A 21,283-nucleotide genomic window follows, 5' to 3' on the forward strand; every position below is an offset into this window, starting at 1 on the left:
ATTGAGCAAAATATACGTCAGTAGATCCGCTTAATAAAAAAAGCTATCTTTCTGTATATCCATACAAAAAGATAGCATCTTTTATGATTACATTTCTTAACCGGTACTCCTACTCAGCAAAAGCACTCGAATATTGTACAATTCCTTCTACACCTTGAAGAGCATTTTCTGTTAATTCCATTATCATAAATACCTCTTCAGGCACTTCAAACGGTGCTTTTATATTCCACTCACTTGCTTTCTTAAAACCAAATTTCGGGTAGTACTCTGGATGTCCTAATACTACAACTGATCCGTATCCAAGTTCTTTCGCTTTTTCTAAAGCAGCCGTGATCAGTTTTCCGCCAATTCCTTTCTTCTGATGGCCCCTAGTAACTGAAACTGGTGCAAGTGCTAACGATTCTACAGAAGTTCCATCTTGTTCTATTGTAATTTTCGATAACATAATGTGACCAACTATATCTTCATCTACCGCAACAATTGATAACTCCGGAATAAATGCGTCACATTCTCTAATACGTTTTACAAGTTCATGTTCTGTTTTATCGCTAAATTCTTCAAGTGAAAATGCCTCTTTTACGACTTCTTCTGTTTTTCTATAATCATTTTTTTGTTCTTGTCTAATCGTTACCATTTTAACTTATCCTCTATTCTTTCTTATTTCTTTTTGAATTTTACGCAGTGCTTTTTTCGATCCGCGCTCAATATCGTGTTGCATTTTTCTTTCTTTATAATCAACAAATAGTGTATTTAAATCGTATCCTTCTGGATATAACTCCTTCGCTGCTACCTCTAAAGTAATACGTTTTACATTTACTTCAACGAATTCACCGTTATAATATACATCAACGTTATAAAAATTATCTTTTTCCTTATAGATGATACCAAAATCATCATAATCCAATAAATTCACACGATCGCCGATTTTGTACTCATAATGAGATTCTCTTTTTTCTTGTACAAATTTCGGTTTTCTAATTTTACTTTCATTCACTTTTTCTAAAGCGTACTCTTTATTTCCCATGTACTCTTTCGCCCTTTTCAGTACATGTTCTTTTACGTTCATTTTGTTTGCAATCCAAAGTGCATTACTTTCCCCTGATTTGCCAATAACTAATTTATAAAGCGGCTCTAACGTTTCACTATTAAATTGCATCGCTGCATTCATAAAGTCATCGTGCATTTCTGAGAATCGTTTAATTTCTCCGTAATGCGTACTCGCAACGGTAATACATCCCGCAAGGTACAACTCTTCTAAAATAGATATTGCAAGTGCTGCACCTTCATTCGGTTCTGTACCGCTTCCTATTTCATCAAATAATAGCAACGTATTATTATTTGACATCCTCATAATCTCAGAAAGATTTTTCATATGAGAAGAAAATGTACTTAGTGCATTTTCAATACTTTGATTATCACCAATATCTACGAATACATTTTCGAAAATAGCAATTTCTGTACCTTTATCTCCTGCAATATGAAGGCCTGACATTGTAGCTAATGTTAACAATCCAATCGTTTTTAACACAATTGTCTTTCCGCCCGCATTCGGCCCTGTAATAATTAAACTACGATACTCTTGACCAATTTTAAAATGTAACGGTACAACTTGCCCTGTTAAAAGCGGATGCTTACAATTCACTAAATGAATGTAGCCATGATCGTTTAACTTCGGTTCTATTCCATCAATCGATTTACTAAACTTCGCTTTCGCGAATACCATATCATACTGACTAATTAGCTCCATGTTAATCTTTATACTATAAATGTTTTCTAACACCATTCCTGATAAAGTCGCTAAAATCTGATACTCTTCAACCGCTTCTTCTGCTTTCAAGCCTGCTAATTCTGCATTCAATTTCGTAACCGTATGTGGTTCTATAAATACAGTAGAACCTTTTGCCGAGGCTTCAATAATACTTCCAGCAACTTGGTTTTTATAGGAAGATTTAATTGGAATCGTATAACGGTCATCCTTTTTACTAATAAAGAATTCCTGAATGAATTTCTTATTTGCACTACTATTTAAAAACTTCGTTAAACGTTCTTTTATTTTCCCATCTACAGAATCGATATTATTTCGAATTCGCTTTAGCTCTTTACTTGCAGCTACATCAATACTATTTCCTTTAATTGAAAAGTTAATTTCCTCTTCAATACTTTTATATTCAGTCATTGAATTTGCATAAGAAGCTAATACTGGTGCAAAAAATTCTTTATCTAACATAAACTTTTTAATCTTTCTACACCCACGTAAAAAGTCTGAAACACTTACTAATTCTTCTGGGTCTAAAATCATCCCTTTTTCTAATTTTTGAATTGTACTAGCAATATTAGAAATGCCGAAGAAAGGAACATGCCCCTCTGCATCTAATATAGCTCGTGCTTCTGTCGTTTCATTCAAGCGATTTCTCACTACTTTTAGACTCGTACTCGGCTCTAATTTGTTTAGTAATTCCTTACCTAATCCACTTACACAATAAGATTTCACTATATCCTTTAATTCGTTATATTGTAACTTTTCAAAAGTCATCGTATTCATTTTGTTTCTCCTCACAATGATTGATTTTTATCATAAATGAAGATACCTACTCATTAGATTCCAATGAGTTCTACATTATCCAATTACCATTTTTATACATTAAAAATATATACAAAAAAGCTGCGGGGATACCGCAGCTTTTACATTTACAAGGCATGTGCAATAACATATGAGGAAATAAACCATAAAAAACGGATGGCAATCCCCTTATTACACGCTTTATAAAGTGTTGTAGGTATCTTCATAGGTATCGAAATAAATCCATGACAAATTTAGGGGTATGATACACATAAAAATCCCCTGATTTTATCCGATTTATTTCATTAAATTTTTCCTATTTAGTACCTACCGCACTCACAAAAAAGCACCTCTCATTAATTTATATTATAGTCATTGAAATCTAATTTATTGAAATCATCATACTATATGTTACGTGAAAAGTAAAGGTGTCATACCTTTATAACTATGCAGCATGTAAAAAAGAAGGGGGAAACCTACCGCTGAACATATATGGAAACTGATCCTCCACTTACTTGGAACTGTCCCCAACCATCCTTATTAATTGTTACAGTATTTGTTTGATTACCCGTAATATCGTACCATACTTCCCCTGCATTATTCTTTCCAACATCCATCCACTTTGACCCTCCTGGTCCATCAGAGATTAATGTTGCTAAACCAGAATTAGCATGTACACTATCACCTTCTCTTGTCCAGCCAATTACATCTGGATGATCAAAATAATCCCGCTGCGTACCATATGCAAAGTTTTTTCGTGCCGTCAAAATCGGATCAATTTTGTCCTTTAACGCTGGAATTTCATAGTTACTATTTCCTTTTGTACCATAGTAATCACCATAGAAAACAGAAGGATATCCCTCTGCACGCGTTAAAATAAATGCATATGCCAACGGTTTGAACCAAGGGCTCACTACAGATTCCAATGACTGACCAGGCTGTGAATCATGATTTTCAACTAGAGTAACCGCAAGTGTAGGATGATTCGCAACTACCGTTCCTTTTAAAATATTTCTCATATCATAATTCCCATTTCCTGTTGAAGCATAGTGAAAATTATAATGAAGTGGTGCATCGAACACAGATTGATTATAATTGACCTTCGCTAAATAATTATTTAAAGTCTGGATATCATTTTGCCAATATTCAGCTACTGTAAACATTTCTTTCCCCGTTTGCTGTCTAACATGATTTACCCAATCGCGCAAATATTCATGATCAATATGTTTAACAGCATCTAAACGAAAGCCATCTAAATTTAATTCCTTCGCATACCACGTTCCCCATTTTTTCATTTCATTCGCAACATCTGGATGATCAAAATCAAGATCCGCGTACATCAAATAATCATAATTCCCATTCTCGCTAGACACTTCCCAGTCCCACGCTTTACCTATGCCCCTAAATTTATAAATTCGGTTTAATTTCTTTCCTTCATCCCAATCTGTTCCGTCAAAATGATACCATTTCCATTTGAAATTAGAATAAGAATCTCCACGCCCTGGAAAGTTAAAGCCTGTCCACGCACTAATTTCATAATCACCTGATACTTCAACATTTCGATTGCTCGGGTCTACTTCAACTGCTGTGACAGTTTCCGTATAATCAGCCCCACCTTTATGATTCATAACTACATCACCGTATACATCGATGTTTTTCTTATGTAAAGCGTCAATTGCAGATTTCAATTGTGCTTTCGTCCCATATTTCGTCCGCACTGTTCCCTTTTGATTGAATTCCCCCAAATCATATAAATCATATGCTCCATATCCTACGTCATTTTGCGTAGTTCCTTTATATGCAGGGGGTATCCAAACAGATGTAATTCCTTTTTGCGCTAAATTTTCAGCATCAGTACGCAAACGATTCCAATGATCCCCATCATTCGGAGCATACCACTCAAAATACTGCATTAACGTTCCATTGTTAACTGTATCTGCATATGCTCTACTCCCCTCATATATACTAGGTAAAAACATAACAACTGACAATCCGACTATTGTTATTCTTTTAAACATCTGTACACCATCCCCTTCTAAGAAAGCGTTTGCATAGTTTATCAGAATTATTATAATATTCGTCCCACCGTTAGTAAAGTAGCAATCTCTCACTCTCCCACATTTTTTTTAATCTCACTTCAAATATTCAACGTAGTTTTAATTTCACATCCTATTCAAGATTGTTTACAATTTACCTATAAAAACATAACGGAGGGATTTCTATGACAGACTTTCAAAAACAATTTTTCGCACGATTATATATAGAAGAAAAAGATACAGTTTCATTTGAAGATTTATCTAACATTATGTACGCAATGGCACAAACTGTTCCTTTTGAAAACTTAAATATTCTCGAAAAGAATTTTAAAGAAATATCAAAAGAAAATTTGAAAGAGAAAATTTTAGTAAATAACCGTGGCGGTCTTTGTTATGAACTCAATCCTACTATGTATTACTTCCTTAAAGACGCTGGATTTGATGTTCATCTCGTTTCAGGAACAGTTTATAACGCTGCAAACTCCATATGGGCTGTTGATTCTGGCCATATCGCAACCGTTTTAACACATCATAATGAATCTTATTTAATTGAAGTAGGATTCGGATCATACTTACCTCTTGCCCCTGTCCCTTTCTCAGGTGAAGTCATTCACTCTGTTACAGGAGATTATCGTATTCGTAAAGAAATGACCGAAAAGGGAAACTACATTTTAGAGATGCGGAAAAACAATGAGTTCTTGGATCAATCTTCTGCTGATGATTGGACGTTAGGTTATGCATTTTATATAGAAGAAGTGGATGAAGAAAAAGCAAATACAGCACAAAAAATTATCGTTGAACATGAAGGGTCACCCTTTAATAAATACCTCTTATTGTAAAACTAACTGAAGATGGGCATGCCTCTTTAACGAAAGATAGCCTTACAGTAGCGAAAAATGGTAAAAAAACGAAAGAAACCGTTACAGACATGCAATATACAAACCTTTTACATTCAAAATTCGGAATTACACTATAAGTATGTAAGCCTTGTTATTTTAGCAAGGCTTTTCAATTTTCAGCAGGGATTTTTTGCAATTTGTTGTATTTCATAGTTATATAGAAATATAACTACATGTTTAGAAAGGAAATGATTATGACAGAACTTAAAGATCGATTACAAGTAGCTGATATAGAAAAATGGGATTTAACAGACATTTACCATACAATTGAAGATTGGGAAAGTGATTTTCATAAAATTGAAGTATTAACGAAGGAATTACACGAGTTTAATGGCAATATTCACGATGGCAATAGTTTATTAGCTTATTTAACGAAGAGTGAAGAAATTTCTAGCATAATATCTTTAATGTTCGCTTATGCACGATTACAATCTGACCTTGATACACGCGATACTGACGCGCAATCTCTTGTCGATAAAGTATCACAATTACACGTAAAAGTAAGTGCAGCTAAATCTTTCTTTTCCCCCTTCTTACTTAGCATAGACGAAAGCACATTACATTCTTACATAGAAGAAACAGAAGGCTTACAATATTATAAAGAAGACTTGTTTGAATTATACCGTTATAAAAAACATGTATTGAATAAGGACCAAGAAGAAATTTTATCACAGATGGGTGAAGCTCTTTCTTCTCCACAGCACACATTTGGTATGTTAAACAATGCAGATATATTATTTGGTGAAGTGACGACTGACGATGGAGAAAAAGTGAACTTAACACGCGGAATGTATGCAAAGTTAATAGAAGATACGAATCGTGAAAAGCGTAAAGAAGCTTATAAAGCATATTACAAACCATATGTTCAGTTAAAGAATTCCATCGCATCTACTTTATCCGCTGCTATTAAAAATAATGTTACCGTTTCGAAGCTAAGAAACTATCCATCAGCGCTAGAGAAATCATTATTTGGCGATATGGTTCCGAAAGAAGTATATGAAAACCTTATTGATACAATGAAAAAAAACATTCAAACATTACATACATACAATGAAATTCGAAAAGAAAAATTAAACGTAGATGAACTAAGACAATACGACTTAGGCGTCGATTTAGTAGAAGGTGCAAAACAAGACATCCCATATAGTGAAGCATTTGACATTATGATTGCATCACTAGCTCCTTTAGGAGAAGAATATATTGAGACATTAAAAAGTTTTAAAGATAAACGATATATAGACGTAAGAGAAACACCAGGAAAACGTTCTGGTGCTTATAACTTTGGTGTATATGGTGTTCACCCTTTCATTCTTTTAAATCATCACGATGATTTAAATAGCCTGTTCACTCTTACTCATGAATGCGGGCACGGTATGCATACGCACTATTCACATGGATACCAACCAAGAATTTCTGCACATTATTCTATCTTTGTGGCAGAAGTCGCTTCTACAGTAAATGAAGTGTTATTAATTCACTATTTATTAAAAGAAGCAAAAGAAACGAACGTGCGTAACCATTTAGTTAACCATTTTATTGAAAAATTCAAAGGTACTTTCTTTACACAAATTATGTTTGCAGAATTTGAAAAAATCACACATGAAATGGCGGAACAAGGTAAACCATTAAATGCACAAGTCTTCAGTGAAATTTATGAAAAACTATTTAAAGAATATAACGGTGATTCACTTGTATTTGATGAAGAAGTAAAATACGGATGGGCTAGAATCCCTCATTTCTACCGCCCGTTTTACGTATACAAATATGCAACTGGATTCGCATCTGCCATTCAAATCGCTGATAAACTATTAAGCGGTGATCCGAATGCTCAGAAAAATTATATTGAATTCCTGAAAGGTGGAAGTTCTGATTATCCACTAAACCTATTGAAAAAAGCTGGTGTTGATTTAACTACGCCAGAACCGATTGAAAGTGCATTGAAACAATTCACTCAACTTGTTGAGGAGTTTTCAGCATTATAAAAAGCATGCAGAGTATATGCTCTGCATGCTTTTTCATTTGAATTACTCTATTCTATATGCTGCTGCGTCACACAGTGAATCATACCACCATACGCATACAATTCATTCACATAAATACCGACAATTCTTCTTCCTGGAAACTGACCTTCAATAATTTGCAGCCCTAACTTGTCATGTTCATCGCCATATACAGGAACTAATACGACTTCATTACCAATATAAAAATTCAAATATGAACCCTTACAGTCTGCTTCTTTTACCACTTTTCTTGTTACTGGTACTGGAATGAGCTGAAATGGCTTTCCATCTATATTTTTCGCTCGTCGCAATTCTTGATAATGCTTTTCGTACGCCTCCAAAAGGTATGGCTCTCCTTCACCGAAAGGTTCATATTCATACAGTATCGTATTTTCATTTACAAACCGTGCCGCGCCATCAATATGATAATCCGTATCTTCATCATAATTATCTTCTCCGCGTATACCAGTTATCCATATAAAATTCGTTACTCCTAAATATTTCGTTAACTCCATTTCAATTTCTTTCTGACTTAGTGTGGGATTTCGATTTTTATTTATAATAGACGTTTTCGCCGCCATTAAGGTCCCGTTTCCGTTTATCTCAATTCCCCCGCCCTCTAGACAGACACTAGATTCAACTTTTGGAATGCGATACATTTCACTTATTTTATTCGGAATATTAGCGTCTTTTTCGTACGGATATTTATTTCCCCAACCATTAAATATCCAGTGCGTTAGGCAGCGATTCCCTTCCTTATCCGTTACAAAGATTGGTCCGTTATCTCTTATCCAAATATCATCAGTTTCTTGAATTAAGAAATCAATTTTATCCATATTTACATTAGCTTCCATTAACTTCGATTGGACATGTATTTTCTCTTCTTCATCACATACAACAATATGGACATTTTCTCCATAGTGAAGCTCCTTTGCCATCAATATCCAAATATCATCTAACTTAGCTCTATAACCTTCACCTCTATGTGCTTTATCATGTGGCCATTGGAGCCATGTACCTTCATGTTTCTCCCATTCCGCAGGCATATAAAACAAACTATTTTCTATATTTCTCATACGTGTTCACCCCTTATATGAATGTACGTACAGTCTATACTTTGACATCGTGTTAAGGTCAACAGGAATATCTTCATTTACTTGTAGCAACTTTATAAGGTGACTCTTTATTTCGCCTTGTGATACACTACTTCTCCTTGTAAAACCGTCACTAATACTTTCGCATTTGGAATCTGATCGGCACTCATTTTAGTAATATCTTCATTTAGTAGTATCATATCAGCTGATTTTCCAACTTCTATCGAGCCAGTTATATTATCAAGCCCTAATGCTTTCGCTGGCTTAATTGTATAAGCAGCAATAGCTGCGTATACATCAGACAAACCCTTTTCATCAATGCTTAATGCATTCGAAATCGTCACAAGCGGATTCAGTTCATTTACATCCCAATCACTACTAAGTGATACATTCGCACCGGTTTTCCAAATTCGCCCTAACGGCATAATTCGTTTCATTTGCTGATTTGTAAAATACGTACTTGCCCAGCTTTGTTTTGGATCTTCCGCAAAATCATGACCTACTTGAAAATCAGCGCTAATACCTAATTTAGCAAAACGATCTATATCACTATCTTCTACCATTTCCACATGCGTAAGTGTATACGGCTGTTTTGCGCCTTCTTTTTTCGCTGCTTCAATCGCATTTAAACTCTCTCTTACCCCACCATCACCAATTGTGTGAATGAGTGCACCGTAACCAATTTTATTAAGCTCTGTTAACCACCATTTCATTTTTTCTTCCGGAATATAGTTCAAGCCATACGGGGTTCCTTTAAACCACTCAAATTTGTATTTTTCTAGTGTTTTTGCAGTACTATTAATACTAATTCCATCACTATACATTTTCACTTGATTAATAAGCATGCGGGATGACAGGTCATCACGTTTAATTTTTTGGAAATACTCCATTTGTTCTGTTTCATTTAAATTTGGATATACCCATGGACGAAGTACTACTCGCGTTGTTAGCTTTTTTTCGTCATTTACTTTATTCCAAACGTCTAACCAACCTCGCTTCCAATAAAGACGTCCATCACCAACTGTAGTAATACCATTCTTCGCAACCTCATCTAAACCGTCTAACAAACCTTCATAATTTTTTTCAAAGAGATTTGGTTGAGAGTTCCATGCTTTTTCCATCACGATATCTCCTGCTGTATCATAAAGAATACCAAACGGTTCTCCTGTCTCAGAATCCCGAATAATCCTTCCACCTTGTGGATCTTTCGTATCTTTATTTATTCCAGCTAACTCGAGTGCCTTTGAATTAACCCATACAGAATGGGACGTTCTTTCCATAATTAATACTGGATTATTAGGAAATAACTCATCAAGAACTTGTAATGGGGTTTGTTGTTCTGATTTTTCGTCCATATCTTTTAACAGCTCTTCCAAACTGAATCCCGTTCCACTTATCCATTCGCCATCTTTCACCCCTTTTTTACAAGCCTTTAAATACGAGCGTTGTTTTTGCAGAGAAGCATCTGATGAAACACTACAATTTCCTGCTGCTGGTGATTTCGCTTCAAATATATGATTATGATTGTCCACAAAACCAGGGAGGATAAAACGTCCTTGTAAATCCACCACTTTCGTATCTTCATTTATAAATGCCTCTACATCCTTGTTTGAACCAACAAATGTAATTTTCCCCTCTTTAACGGCTACAGCCTCTACGATATCTTGCTTTTCATTTGAAGTATAGATTGTACCATTTTTAAAGACTACACTTTTAGGTAACTGATTAGGTAGTACAGCGCTACCACCCTCACCTTCTCCTACTCTAGAAGTACATGCCGAAATCCATAGCATACTTAGAACTAGACAAATAATCATGATTGTTCTTCTCATATTCTTTCTCCTTTTTATTATGATAAATTGCTTTCGTACATAGAATAAGGATTGACATAATGTTAATGTCAATCCTTATTCTCATTCTATTTTCGTAACTAAAAAACAAATTTGTGTCACATACTCTTCTGCTAAACAATCACATTCAGGTCCCTTTATATAAACCTCATATGGCGAATTAACTATTACATACCCATTTTTTTCAACCCATTCTTCTAACGCTATATAAGCGTAACCTATATAGTCGTAACTTCCATAATGCATAGTAGTAACGATTTGATGTGGACTTAGTTTTTTCATTTCATATTCTTGTACTACGTCTTCATCATTCCCCTGCATAACCGGGATTCTTAATTCAATATCACTGTTACTTGGAATATATTCTTCATCATAAAAGACTGCAGATGGCGAACCGACTATTTGAAAATCATTTTTTTGTACCTCTTCATATAAGTCATAAAAATAATCATCCATATCATCTATATCTATTTTTACTCTTTGAGTAATTATCGTTACTTCATTCCTCATTCCCATTAATATATCGTAATTTCTATGACGAGCAATATTTAGACTACTATTCACCTTTACCATTTCATTCATTTCTGAAATAACCTGTAAATTTTGCTTCACTTCATGAGACAACTCGATAATTTGTGATTGTATATGTTGAACAAACGAATCTTGATCCGATGACTGCAAAACAATTTTAATTTTTGGAAGAGGAAATTTATACTCCCTTAGCTTTTTGATTTTCAACGCTACCTCCAGCTGGCCTTGTTCATAATACCTATACCCATTAACCGGATTCACATATGCCGGTTTTAATATCTCCTCTTTGTCATAATGTCTTAACATCCGCGTACTCATTTTACAAATCCGAGAAAACTCAGCGATGGTATACATATCAATACTCCTTGAATATATTTTCTTTTCATTACTTATTTATTAAAACCAATCAAAAATCTTCTTCATTGAAAAATCTTCATTCTGATTTTTTAATCTTCTCATTTTTGAAGGTAACAAATGACTTGGACAATACCATGTTAAACAATTCATTGCGCCTCCCATTGTTGATATTTCTCCTACATGAATTTGAATAACTTGCTTCTCCGTATACTGTTGAATATATCGTAAAACTTCCTCATCTTTAGCTAGTCCAAACTTAGGAACATAAAGAGCATCACATGATTCTAACATATTTATATACAACCCTTTTGCCGATGCTATCTCTTGATCATATTGTCCTTTCTCTGTATATGATGAAGGAACAACTATAAATGCAGCTTCTGGCATTTGTTCTTGAATAATCTCTTGAACACCATATCTAAATTCATGATCCCCTAAAAAATCACTAATAAACATTGTATGTTCATCAATAAATTTAACCATTCCGTCTGCGTGTGCTAGTACATCCCCTTCTTCAGCAGGAATAATAATAACTCGACTCACATCTAAATCCCATTCTAACTGCTCAATAATTTCCTCTTCTGTCCAATCATCGTTATCATCAAATATACGTTCTGTTAATATTACAGTATCTTTTTTATTCCAAATAAGATTACCACCATCTAATATTAATGGGGATTTCACATATTCAAAATCGTTCTTTTTCAACCATTTATTAAACTGTTGATCTAAATATCGCCCCTGATCATCTGGCAAATAATTTGGTCTATATTTAAATTTAACTAGATGAGTTGTGACAACCGGTGCAACATCTCTTAGCCAAATATCATCATACTCAAAACAGCTCGTATGAAAGTCTTGTTCTTCAACAGATAAAGATATAAGTTGATCTGCAATTGATTTCTTTTCATTTAAACATTCATTAAAGTAAATCAAGTCTTCATAAAATGGTTGATAATATTCATTCGATTCGTCTGGTATTGCAGTAAAAATAATGCCATTATGTTTTTGTTCCATATTATTTACCTCGCTTTTTAATAATTGTTATATAACTGCTTTCACAAAGCCAACTATTCCTCAATTCATTTCTCTTTTCATTAAAACTCATGAACCGCGTATATTTCATGAATGGATTATAGCATGGAGAAATATTATATATTTATATAAAAAATATAAAGCTGACGTTAAGACTTAAATTGACTCTTGACAAGTTTTTTAAATAACTTATTTTAAAACAACAATAAATGATTAAATGATTTTTTTATCACGATTCAAACCCATTGCTTCTAATAGATTGTTTTGATTATATAGATTCACTAAATGCGCTTCTACTCCTATACAAATTCCTTCTAGCGGAAGATCATTTGGATCCTGACCAAAGGGATCTTCAATTTCAACCCCTATTGCTTCAATACCTATGAATGCAAAACTTATAAACGTAGTCGCAAGTACTGTAAACCATCCGAGACTATCAACAAGACCAATCGGTAAAGTCGCACAAAATATAATCAATAAAATTTTTATATGAGCAAAATATGCAAAAGGAATAGGTGTTGTTTTGATACGATCACATCCCCCCACAGATGTAAGTAACGTATTCAAATCCGTTTCCATACTAATTATCGCATTTGGATGAATTTGCCCCGTTTTCAAACCTTTTGATAGTATAGTTTTTAACATAAAAACTATACTAATCGGTAAATGATTGGACTCAACCAAAAATGCTTTTTCCTTCTCAGAACAGACAGCAAGCAATGATTTCACTTCAGATAAATCTTTTTCCTCTCTCAAGTGTCCTTTCGCTAACTTTGGAAATGCAATTAATAGATGTAAAAATTGTATTTTTTCCTGCTCCATACTCTTCCCTTTAGAATCCCAATGACACAAAAAACTAATTGCTAAATTTCTAGTACAAGCACCAATCGTGCCAAACAGCTTTCTACCTTCCCAGTACCGATCATAGGCAGTATTCGTACGAAACACTAATAGTAATCCTAAAGCTCCTCCGACGATTACCCAGGGAGTCTGATTTATATTTATTTCTGTATAGTAATAATTAATCACAGCTACTATCGTTGAAATACACGTATATAATACGATTTGCGGGAAAATATCTCTTATAATTGTCCCTTTTAATGTAAATATTTGATGTAAACTATTTTGATTATTGTAATGAACCATATTTACAAAAACCTCTTTCTCTATTAACCTTTTATTCTTTTAAATCATGAAAGTATACAATTAAATAATAGAATCATAAATCCTATCATTATGAGGCTGGTTAAGATTATTTCTTTCAATACTGTTACTCCTTTTTTCAAAAAGATAAAATATCTTATTTAATTCAACAACAAATGTTCACTATTCTAAATCCCGACGCATCATTTTAGAATTCGCAATGAACAACGCACTAATTAATACAAAGATTGCACAGGCATATAACAATAAATCTAACGGACTATCGTGATCTATAATAATAAGACGAACAATAGCTGTTATACCTATATATATAAAATATCGTAATGGAAAATGAAAATTCATTTGAAAATACTTTATAATCATTACGATGAATTCGAAGTACAGAAAGAATACGACGATACTATCAATTAAATGATAACTAGATTCATTACCATCCAATTTCAGTTCTTGTATAAACTGAATGACTTCTTTCATAAGAAATACACTTAGAACAACCCCTAAGCAAATTAAAGCTACATTTAGAATGTACTGTAAAACGATAGGGAAATACGAAAACACTATTTTAAAATTCTTTAACACAAACATTTTTCTCCTTTACCATATAAAACGAAAAGCGAACATACACTACAATTCAATTATCATTATATTTAATTTTTATTTTTACAAATAATAAGGAACGACAAAATAGGTAAAGATAAGATTTCACCTATTTTGTCTATATAGCAGCACAACGAAATTACAATTAATTACTTCAATGCAATTGGTTGTTGTTGTGTCACACAATGAATCATACCGCCGTTTTTATACAACTCTCTCACATCAATACCGACTACTTTACGATCTGGGTATAACTTCTGAATCGTATCGTTTGCGATTTTATCATTCGGATCATTATAATTAGGCACTAATACAACTGTATTCCCAATATAATAATTGATATACGATCCCTTATAATCGAGAGTTTTTCCATTCTCTAAAGCAACCTTTTCTTTACTAAGCGGCAAGTATTCATACTTATATTTCTGTCCTGAAGCATTTTTGGCATCTAACAATGTATCCATATCTTTATTGGATAAACCCCATTCAGCTAGGTCATCTTCTTTCATCGTTACAATGGTAGATTTATTATGGAATTTAGCAAATCCATCAATATGAAAGTCCGTAATATCTAAATTAGGTACTCCATCTAACCAAATAAAGTTTGATACCCCAAGATCACTTATATATTTTTCAATTTCCTTTTCTGATAAATCAGGATTTCTATTTTTATTCGTTACTGCACTTCGAGTTAATAACGCAGTCCCATTGCTGTCTAATTCAATCGCGCCGCCTTCAAGGACAAATTTTCCCCAATCAATTCTTTCAATTCCTGATTGCTTACTAACATTCTTACGTATTTGAGCATCATTTTTATAAGGTGTCTTCTTCCCCCAACCATTAAATGCTGGATCTAATATTTTGAGATTTTTGTTGCTGTCATAAACAAAAATTGGTCCACTGTCCCTTGCCCATACATCATCAGTAGGCGCGATAAAGAAATCAATCTTCTCCATATTTAACCCTTCATCTGTTAAAAGCTTATTGATTCTTTCTTTTTCTTCCTGGTCATATGCAACAATGTGGACTTTCTCACCCTCAGTTAAAGCACTTGCCATCTTAACCCAAATAGGTTCAACTTCCTGCTTATACTCTTCGCCATATGTGTACTCATGTGGCCATTGCAGCCATGTACCTTCATGTTTATCTTTTTCATCTGGCATCGTATATTTCCCAGCATTTTTCTGTACCTCTACTTTTTCTCCTTCTTTCCCTTTAACATTTTCATTGTTACCCTCAAAAGAGCATCCACTAATAATCGTTGTAGATAATGTAGCTATTAAACAAAACTTTATTGCCTTTTTCATTTTTTCAACCTCCTGTTCTTGTCTCCAATAATGTAAAGCTTCACATAGTGTGAAGCTCAAGCTTTTTTATCAATGTAAAAATTACCAATTGTTCTTTGCATTACTTATCATTTAACTACCTATTTAGATTTATTCAAATGCCAATCACCTTTTTTACCTATTTATCCCGCTATTTATGGGCAGTAAGACCCCCACCTCAAAATTCAGCGGAAGCAAAGAAGTTAGGTGGGAGATGAACACACCCCACTGATTAAAGTTTCACTTTATTCAGTAAGTAAAACTTTACAAAATAAAAAAATCGGTATTGATAATTACATATCAATACCGATTTTTTATAATTATTTTCCTTCTATTAAATCATTCGCCATTTTCCTAAATTCTTGATTAAATGCATCATTCATACCATTTTGGACGTTAGAAAATAATATGACAAACGTTCGTTTATCCCAGTTAAAATTATTAAAAGTATTCCAGCCAGCTAATACACCGTGGTTATGATAATAATCTGGGTAAATATAGAAACTAAATCCATATTTTCTTGCAGGTGATGCAGAAAACATATCTGATACACTTTGTTTAGAAAGTAGTTTACCATCCATAATAGCTTCATCTAACTTTTTCATATCTTCAACAGTCGTATACATTTCACCACAACCATACAGCCAGTTCATTTTTAAGCGAGGCGTGGCTATTAACTTATTATCTTTTTTCGTATACCCTTCTGCTAAGAAAATATCTTCTGGGAGTGTTGCGCCCATTCCAGATTCATGCATTTCAACAGGAGTCAAAATATTTTCTTTCACATATTCAGCAAGTGGTTTATTCGATATTTTTTCTACAATATATGCAAGCACCATATAATTATAATCTGTATATTTCCATCCTGTCCCTGCTGGAAATTGTAACGTTTGTGCCCCAATCCATGTTACTAATTTTAACCGTGATGCTGCGTCAACACTACCTTGTCCCTGTTCTGGTAATCCAGACGTATGTGTTAACAAGTTTCGTAACGTAATGTTTTTATCTGCCGGAAACGATGGGATATATTTATTTACATTGTCTTCAATGTTCAACTTCCCTTTTTCTTTTAGTTGCATAATAGATATTGCAACTACTGTTTTCGTAATAGACCCAATGCGATATTTCGTTCTTGGCGTCGTTAATACTTGATCTTTCACATTCGCATAACCGTAGCCTTTTCGTAAAATGACATGATCTTTACTTGCTACAAGAACACTCCCATTAAATCCTTTATCTTTTAAGTACTGATCTAGTTTTCCAGCTGCAATTTCATAACGCTTTTTCTCATTCGCATCAACTTCCTGCTTAACATCTTTTTGCTTACTATTTACATTAGAAAATGCCTTTGCATCATATTTTTTTCCTTTATTTGCATGTATTAGTGTAACAACACTTCCACAAAAAACAGCAAAAATAAAGAAAACGATTAACCATTTCTTTAACATACTAGGAACCCTCTTTTATCTAGTTTCACTTAACGTAGATCCATTCTATTTTATATCTTTTAATTATCAAGTATATTATAATATTATTTAATATTCACTCTGTTAAAACTAGATTCCTTTTTCTCATTTTCAATTTTTACTACTCTCTATTGTATTTCTTTCTTGCAAAATTTCCAACATACAATCGGATGCATTACACTATAATTTCAAATTCTTTTGTAACATTTGTTGTATACTAAAAAGAATGGAGATGTAATATGAAAAATACCGATAAACGCAATCGTTTAGATGATAAGATGTTTCATTATCGGATAACAAAAAACAACATGGTATCAATTGAATATTACGGAAAACAAATTATGACATTAAAAGGAAATGATGCTGAAAAATTTTTAAATAAAATAAATCATGCAAATAACGATAAAGAAAAACAGCTAATTATGGCTAAAATTACAGGTAATTTCAAAAGAGGTAATGAACGAAATTGAAAACGAATCTCATTTACATTTTGATTATACAACAAATAAAAAAAGAAATGTCGCTCATTCAACATTTCTTTAGACTTTCTTCATAAAAAATTTACATTGCTAACATTCCTTCATTTTCTATACTTCCTATATAAGCTAACCGCTGAAATAGTTAGTAATACAACTATGCATAACCACGCGTACGTATATCCCTTCTTATCTACAATATAACCAAATAAAGCAGGCGCAACAATAATGGCAATTTGATTTAATGTAAGTGCAAAACTCACTGTCATCCCTACCGATTCTTCACTTGCTGATTCTGAAACTTCAGCTATAAAAAGACTAAACCATCCAATTGAAAAGAACCCTAACAATGCACTTACACCATACAATACATTCGTTATTGTATGTATGCTCATTACTAATATTAGAATGAAGAAAATAGAAATACAAACAGTTATAAATAAAGGGGTCCGCCGATTCCCCTTATAAAACAAATCACTAGTAGCTGCTAATATAACCCTACCAACCATTCCAGAAAAGAACATAACGGAAAATACTTTTCCGGCTAAAATTGGTGTAATTGATTGTTCCGTTACTAAAAATTTTATAAAATGTCCTACTAACACCATTTGCAATGAAATCATACAAATACCAGTTATATAAATTGCATACAACTCTTTTTTACACATCACTTCTTTTAACTGCATCCAAAAAGAAAGTTTAATACGTTCTTGTTTAACTTTCTCCTGAATATATGGTTCCTTATAAAATATAAAAAATAAAAACCCTCCAATTATACAAATGCATGCAATACTATTTACCGCATAAGCCATATTATATTTTATTGTAAGAAACGGGATTAATACTCCCGCTAACGTGCCACCAATCGGTATACCAGCTTGTCTAATCCCTATCGCTAACCCACGATTTTCTTTTCGGAACCACTTCATTATCACCTTACTTCCTCCTGGCTGCGAAACACTATAAAATGTTCCTACTAATAAAAGTACAAAGAGTAACCCATTAAATCCGTTGACCATATTAGTCAGTAAAAACGAACCTCCTAGTAAAAATGAACTTATCGAAATTAACAACTTTTCATTGTATTGATCAAGTAGCCGCCCAACAAAAAGCATACAAAATAGCGGTCCTATATTTACAACACTTACTAACAATCCACCCTCCGTATTCGTAAGTGCATATTCTTCTTTCCAAAATAAAGCAAATGCTCCAACACCATACGTTATAAGGGTCGCTGTTGTTTGAGCAACTGTCGCTAAAATTAACATAACCCACTTATAAGTACTATTCACCCTTTCTTCCATCAACACAATAATCCCTCCATCCCCTTCCATTGTATGAAAGTTCTGATATCATATAAAATAAAGATTTATCATGTAATCCATCAAAAAAAATGATACCTTTTATGGAGGGATGATACTTGGATATAAAAGATTTAACTGTATTTTACGAAGTTGCGAAAGAAAAAAACATATCTCACGCAGCTAAAAATTTAAACTACGTACAGTCTGGCGTAACAATGCGTATGAAACAACTAGAAAACGAATTAGGTGTGCCTTTATTTTACCGAAACGGAAAAGGTGTAACTTTAACTTCTAACGGTGAGATTTTATTAACATACGCTAAACAAATTATCCACTTAATGGATGAATCTGTTAAAGCAGTTCAAAGTAATGGGATCGAACCAAGGGGCACTTTAAAAATTGGATGTACAGAATCTACAACTGCTGTAAGACTTCCATCTATATTAACAGCCTATTATGAGAAATACCCAAAAGTCGAATTGATTTTAGAATCAAATACGACGGAACAATTGATTAGGTTTGTAATAGAACGAAAACTGGACGGAGCGTTTATAGCTGGCTCTACTCAGCATGCTGAACTTCATACAAATATATTTCGTGAAGAAGAATTAGTTCTCATTAGCAAAAAGCCTTTATCTTCCTTTAAAGACATAGGAGACATGAATTTACTTGCATTTAGTCACGGGTGCTATTATAGAAATTTATTAGAAAATTGGCTTCAAGAAGAAGGAATTTCACCTAAACGAGTATTAGAGTTTGGAACAATTGAAGCGATACTCGCATGTGTAAAATCAGGTATGGGCGTAGCAATTATGATGAAGTCTATTTTAAATGGTCATAAACATGACATATCATTCAATCCTTTGCCAAATAGCTTCAAAAAAGTTCCTACTACTTTTATTACTAGAAAAGATATATATCACTCTGCTGCATTACAAAAATTTATGGAGATGACTCTCAATGCGTGAAAAGAAAATACGTGGTATGAAACGAAAAACAAACACTATGATAAAGCGAATTGAGGAACATGCAAAAACGTTCCCTTCTACTTTCTATAACGATGAATATTGGAATATACTATTGCCAGTTTCGCAAGCTTTTATTGACTCTCGTAAAACACCTAGAAAAGTAAAGCGATTATGTATTCAAACCTTATTAAATCAAGCAAATCATTTAATAAATATGAAACCGAGCAATACACATACATATCGAGTTGTTGTTTTGATTTCTATAAATAATTTGTGGGATTCGCAAATCATTATATTTAAAAATGAGGACTACTTTCATAATTTCTTTAATAGAAATAGTGAATTTCAAAAATGGATTCTTCTTTCAAATGAAATTGATTTTGGGGAGACATGGGAAATGTCAGTTTGTCATTCCTTCAAAACGCTTCACTTTCAAGAAATTATTTATGATGAAGATGAATGCTATGAAAAAGAGATTCTGTTTATCGGGGAATTAAATTAAAAAGGGTATACCTAAAACACTGGTATACCCTTTTCCACTTATTTTTCCTTCAATACACTATGTAATCGATCCGGATAATTTGTAAACATTCCTGTAGCACCCCATTTGATTAACAGTCTCATATCTGGTTTCTCATTAATTGTATAAGGGTGAATTAACAGTCCATTTTTCCTAGCCATTTTCATATATGCCTCATCAATAATTAGTTCTCCGTTATCATTACGTAAATTTGGTCCAATACCAGCTGCATACTTTTTAATTTCTTGAAAATCATCATTTGTTACACTTTTCGGTTCATGTGTAATGCCAGACCATTCGACAATTTCATTGTTTTCATTTGGATAATACCAAAGCAATTGAACTAACGGAATATTTTCATTCATACTATGAATCTTTTTCAAACTATCTTTACTAAATGATTGAATCATAACACGGCTAGAAGACATGTTTTGACCTACTAAATTATATTTTTGTAACAACGCCAACAATTTCTCTTCCATTCCTGGATACACATCTGGTGATTTTGTTTCAATATAATACTTCATACTTCTTCCATACTTTTGGAAGATTTCTTCAAGAGTTGGAACCTTTTGCCCAACATACTCTTGCTTAGCCTTTTCTGGATACGCTTTATTAAACCATGATCCAGCATCTAAACTCTTTATTTCGCTTAACGTTTTATCACGTACTTCGCCTGTTCCATTTGTAGTGCGATCAACTGCTGTATCATGCATTGCAATTAATTGACCATCCTTTGTTAATTGAATATCTAACTCTAAATAATCCGCTTTCATTTTTTTCACTAAATCATAAGAAGCAAAAGTATGCTCAGGTGCATGTCCACTTGCTCCGCGATGTGCAATATTTAAAAACTTATTCGTATTCCACTCATGCTTTCCTTCTGACTTTGCATGAACAGCTCCCCCAGCAAAGATGCTTCCCATCGTAAAGAAAATAACTAATACGCTAATAATTTTTCTCATCCTTCAAACCCTTCCTACGTTGCAAATTTCAACAAGCTAATGAGATTTACACGAAATAGAAAACATACTTTCATTATTTTTATAAACCTATATTAAAATTCCAATCTTACAATTATACTTTCTCTATATTATTTAA

The 21,283-nt window shown here is 33.2% G+C and carries 17 protein-coding genes and 1 pseudogene; 5 read left to right on the forward strand and 13 right to left on the reverse strand.

What is annotated here, in order from left to right:
• Positions 1-109: 109 nt before the first annotated feature.
• The 3 genes from ACODS7_RS09975 to amyS form a co-directional block, all read right to left on the reverse strand.
• The gene (locus tag ACODS7_RS09975; RefSeq protein ID WP_043936327.1) at positions 110-634 is read right to left on the reverse strand and encodes a GNAT family N-acetyltransferase; all 525 of its coding nucleotides are present in this window, start codon (positions 632-634) and stop codon (positions 110-112) included.
• A gap of 6 nt (positions 635-640) precedes the next feature.
• Complete coding sequence (locus tag ACODS7_RS09980) at positions 641-2,542, reverse strand: endonuclease MutS2 (protein WP_043936328.1); 1,902 nt, start codon at positions 2,540-2,542, stop codon at positions 641-643.
• Between the two features lie 494 nt (positions 2,543-3,036).
• Positions 3,037-4,578 carry an alpha-amylase gene (amyS, locus tag ACODS7_RS09985; RefSeq protein WP_043936329.1) on the reverse strand — a complete coding sequence of 514 codons (1,542 nt, stop codon included), beginning with the start codon at positions 4,576-4,578 and terminating at the stop codon, positions 3,037-3,039.
• A 203-nt stretch (positions 4,579-4,781) separates the two neighbouring features.
• Between amyS and ACODS7_RS09990 the strand changes: the two are divergent.
• Both ACODS7_RS09990 and pepF read left to right on the forward strand, forming a co-directional pair.
• Positions 4,782-5,572: pseudogene (locus tag ACODS7_RS09990) on the forward strand (arylamine N-acetyltransferase family protein).
• A gap of 117 nt (positions 5,573-5,689) precedes the next feature.
• Positions 5,690-7,477, forward strand: coding sequence for an oligoendopeptidase F (gene pepF / locus ACODS7_RS09995; RefSeq protein WP_098629683.1), 1,788 nt, complete (start codon positions 5,690-5,692; stop codon positions 7,475-7,477).
• Between the two features lie 47 nt (positions 7,478-7,524).
• Here pepF and ACODS7_RS10000 read toward each other — a convergent pair whose 3' ends face one another.
• The 8 genes from ACODS7_RS10000 to ACODS7_RS10035 all read right to left on the reverse strand — a co-directional run bounded on the left by ACODS7_RS10000 (position 7,525) and on the right by ACODS7_RS10035 (position 16,896).
• Positions 7,525-8,571 (reverse strand): agmatine deiminase family protein, encoded by a 1,047-nt coding sequence (locus ACODS7_RS10000; protein WP_088114167.1) that lies wholly within the window; start codon positions 8,569-8,571, stop codon positions 7,525-7,527.
• A 107-nt stretch (positions 8,572-8,678) separates the two neighbouring features.
• Positions 8,679-10,421 (reverse strand): amidohydrolase, encoded by a 1,743-nt coding sequence (locus ACODS7_RS10005; protein WP_088114166.1) that lies wholly within the window; start codon positions 10,419-10,421, stop codon positions 8,679-8,681.
• A gap of 81 nt (positions 10,422-10,502) precedes the next feature.
• Positions 10,503-11,324: a MerR family transcriptional regulator gene (locus tag ACODS7_RS10010; RefSeq protein WP_016080775.1), complete on the reverse strand. Its 822-nt coding sequence runs from the start codon at positions 11,322-11,324 to the stop codon at positions 10,503-10,505.
• A 42-nt stretch (positions 11,325-11,366) separates the two neighbouring features.
• The gene (locus tag ACODS7_RS10015) at positions 11,367-12,344 is read right to left on the reverse strand and encodes an agmatine deiminase family protein (RefSeq protein WP_088114165.1); all 978 of its coding nucleotides are present in this window, start codon (positions 12,342-12,344) and stop codon (positions 11,367-11,369) included.
• A 231-nt stretch (positions 12,345-12,575) separates the two neighbouring features.
• Positions 12,576-13,508 (reverse strand): bestrophin family protein, encoded by a 933-nt coding sequence (locus tag ACODS7_RS10020; protein ID WP_098629684.1) that lies wholly within the window; start codon positions 13,506-13,508, stop codon positions 12,576-12,578.
• 180 nt (positions 13,509-13,688) lie between these two features.
• Positions 13,689-14,105 (reverse strand): phosphate-starvation-inducible protein PsiE, encoded by a 417-nt coding sequence (gene psiE, locus ACODS7_RS10025; protein ID WP_000916570.1) that lies wholly within the window; start codon positions 14,103-14,105, stop codon positions 13,689-13,691.
• A gap of 167 nt (positions 14,106-14,272) precedes the next feature.
• Positions 14,273-15,430, reverse strand: a complete 1,158-nt coding sequence (locus tag ACODS7_RS10030; protein WP_016080772.1) for an agmatine deiminase family protein — start codon at positions 15,428-15,430, stop codon at positions 14,273-14,275.
• A 338-nt stretch (positions 15,431-15,768) separates the two neighbouring features.
• On the reverse strand, positions 15,769-16,896 hold the full coding sequence (locus tag ACODS7_RS10035) for a serine hydrolase domain-containing protein (protein ID WP_029442921.1): 1,128 nt from the start codon (positions 16,894-16,896) through the stop codon (positions 15,769-15,771).
• A 257-nt stretch (positions 16,897-17,153) separates the two neighbouring features.
• Between ACODS7_RS10035 and ACODS7_RS10040 the strand changes: the two genes are divergently transcribed.
• Positions 17,154-17,384: a hypothetical protein gene (locus ACODS7_RS10040; RefSeq protein WP_016080770.1), complete on the forward strand. Its 231-nt coding sequence runs from the start codon at positions 17,154-17,156 to the stop codon at positions 17,382-17,384.
• A 110-nt stretch (positions 17,385-17,494) separates the two neighbouring features.
• Here the strand turns inward: ACODS7_RS10040 and ACODS7_RS10045 are convergent, their stop codons facing one another.
• Positions 17,495-18,724, reverse strand: a complete 1,230-nt coding sequence (locus tag ACODS7_RS10045) for an MFS transporter (RefSeq protein ID WP_048564526.1) — start codon at positions 18,722-18,724, stop codon at positions 17,495-17,497.
• Positions 18,725-18,810: 86 nt separating this feature from the next.
• On the opposite strand from ACODS7_RS10045, the gene ACODS7_RS10050 reads away from it, so the two are divergent.
• Both ACODS7_RS10050 and ACODS7_RS10055 read left to right on the forward strand, forming a co-directional pair.
• On the forward strand, positions 18,811-19,662 hold the full coding sequence (locus ACODS7_RS10050) for a LysR family transcriptional regulator (protein ID WP_098137848.1): 852 nt from the start codon (positions 18,811-18,813) through the stop codon (positions 19,660-19,662).
• The gene (locus ACODS7_RS10055; RefSeq protein WP_098629685.1) at positions 19,655-20,164 is read left to right on the forward strand and encodes a DUF3916 domain-containing protein; all 510 of its coding nucleotides are present in this window, start codon (positions 19,655-19,657) and stop codon (positions 20,162-20,164) included. The genes ACODS7_RS10050 and ACODS7_RS10055 overlap by 8 nt, the downstream gene beginning before the upstream one ends.
• A gap of 38 nt (positions 20,165-20,202) precedes the next feature.
• On the opposite strand, the gene ACODS7_RS10060 is transcribed toward ACODS7_RS10055, so the two are convergent.
• Positions 20,203-21,147 (reverse strand): glycerophosphodiester phosphodiesterase, encoded by a 945-nt coding sequence (locus tag ACODS7_RS10060; protein WP_048564523.1) that lies wholly within the window; start codon positions 21,145-21,147, stop codon positions 20,203-20,205.
• Between the last annotated feature and the right edge of the window lie 136 nt (positions 21,148-21,283).

The organism is Bacillus sp. FG16 (assembly GCF_057809515.1).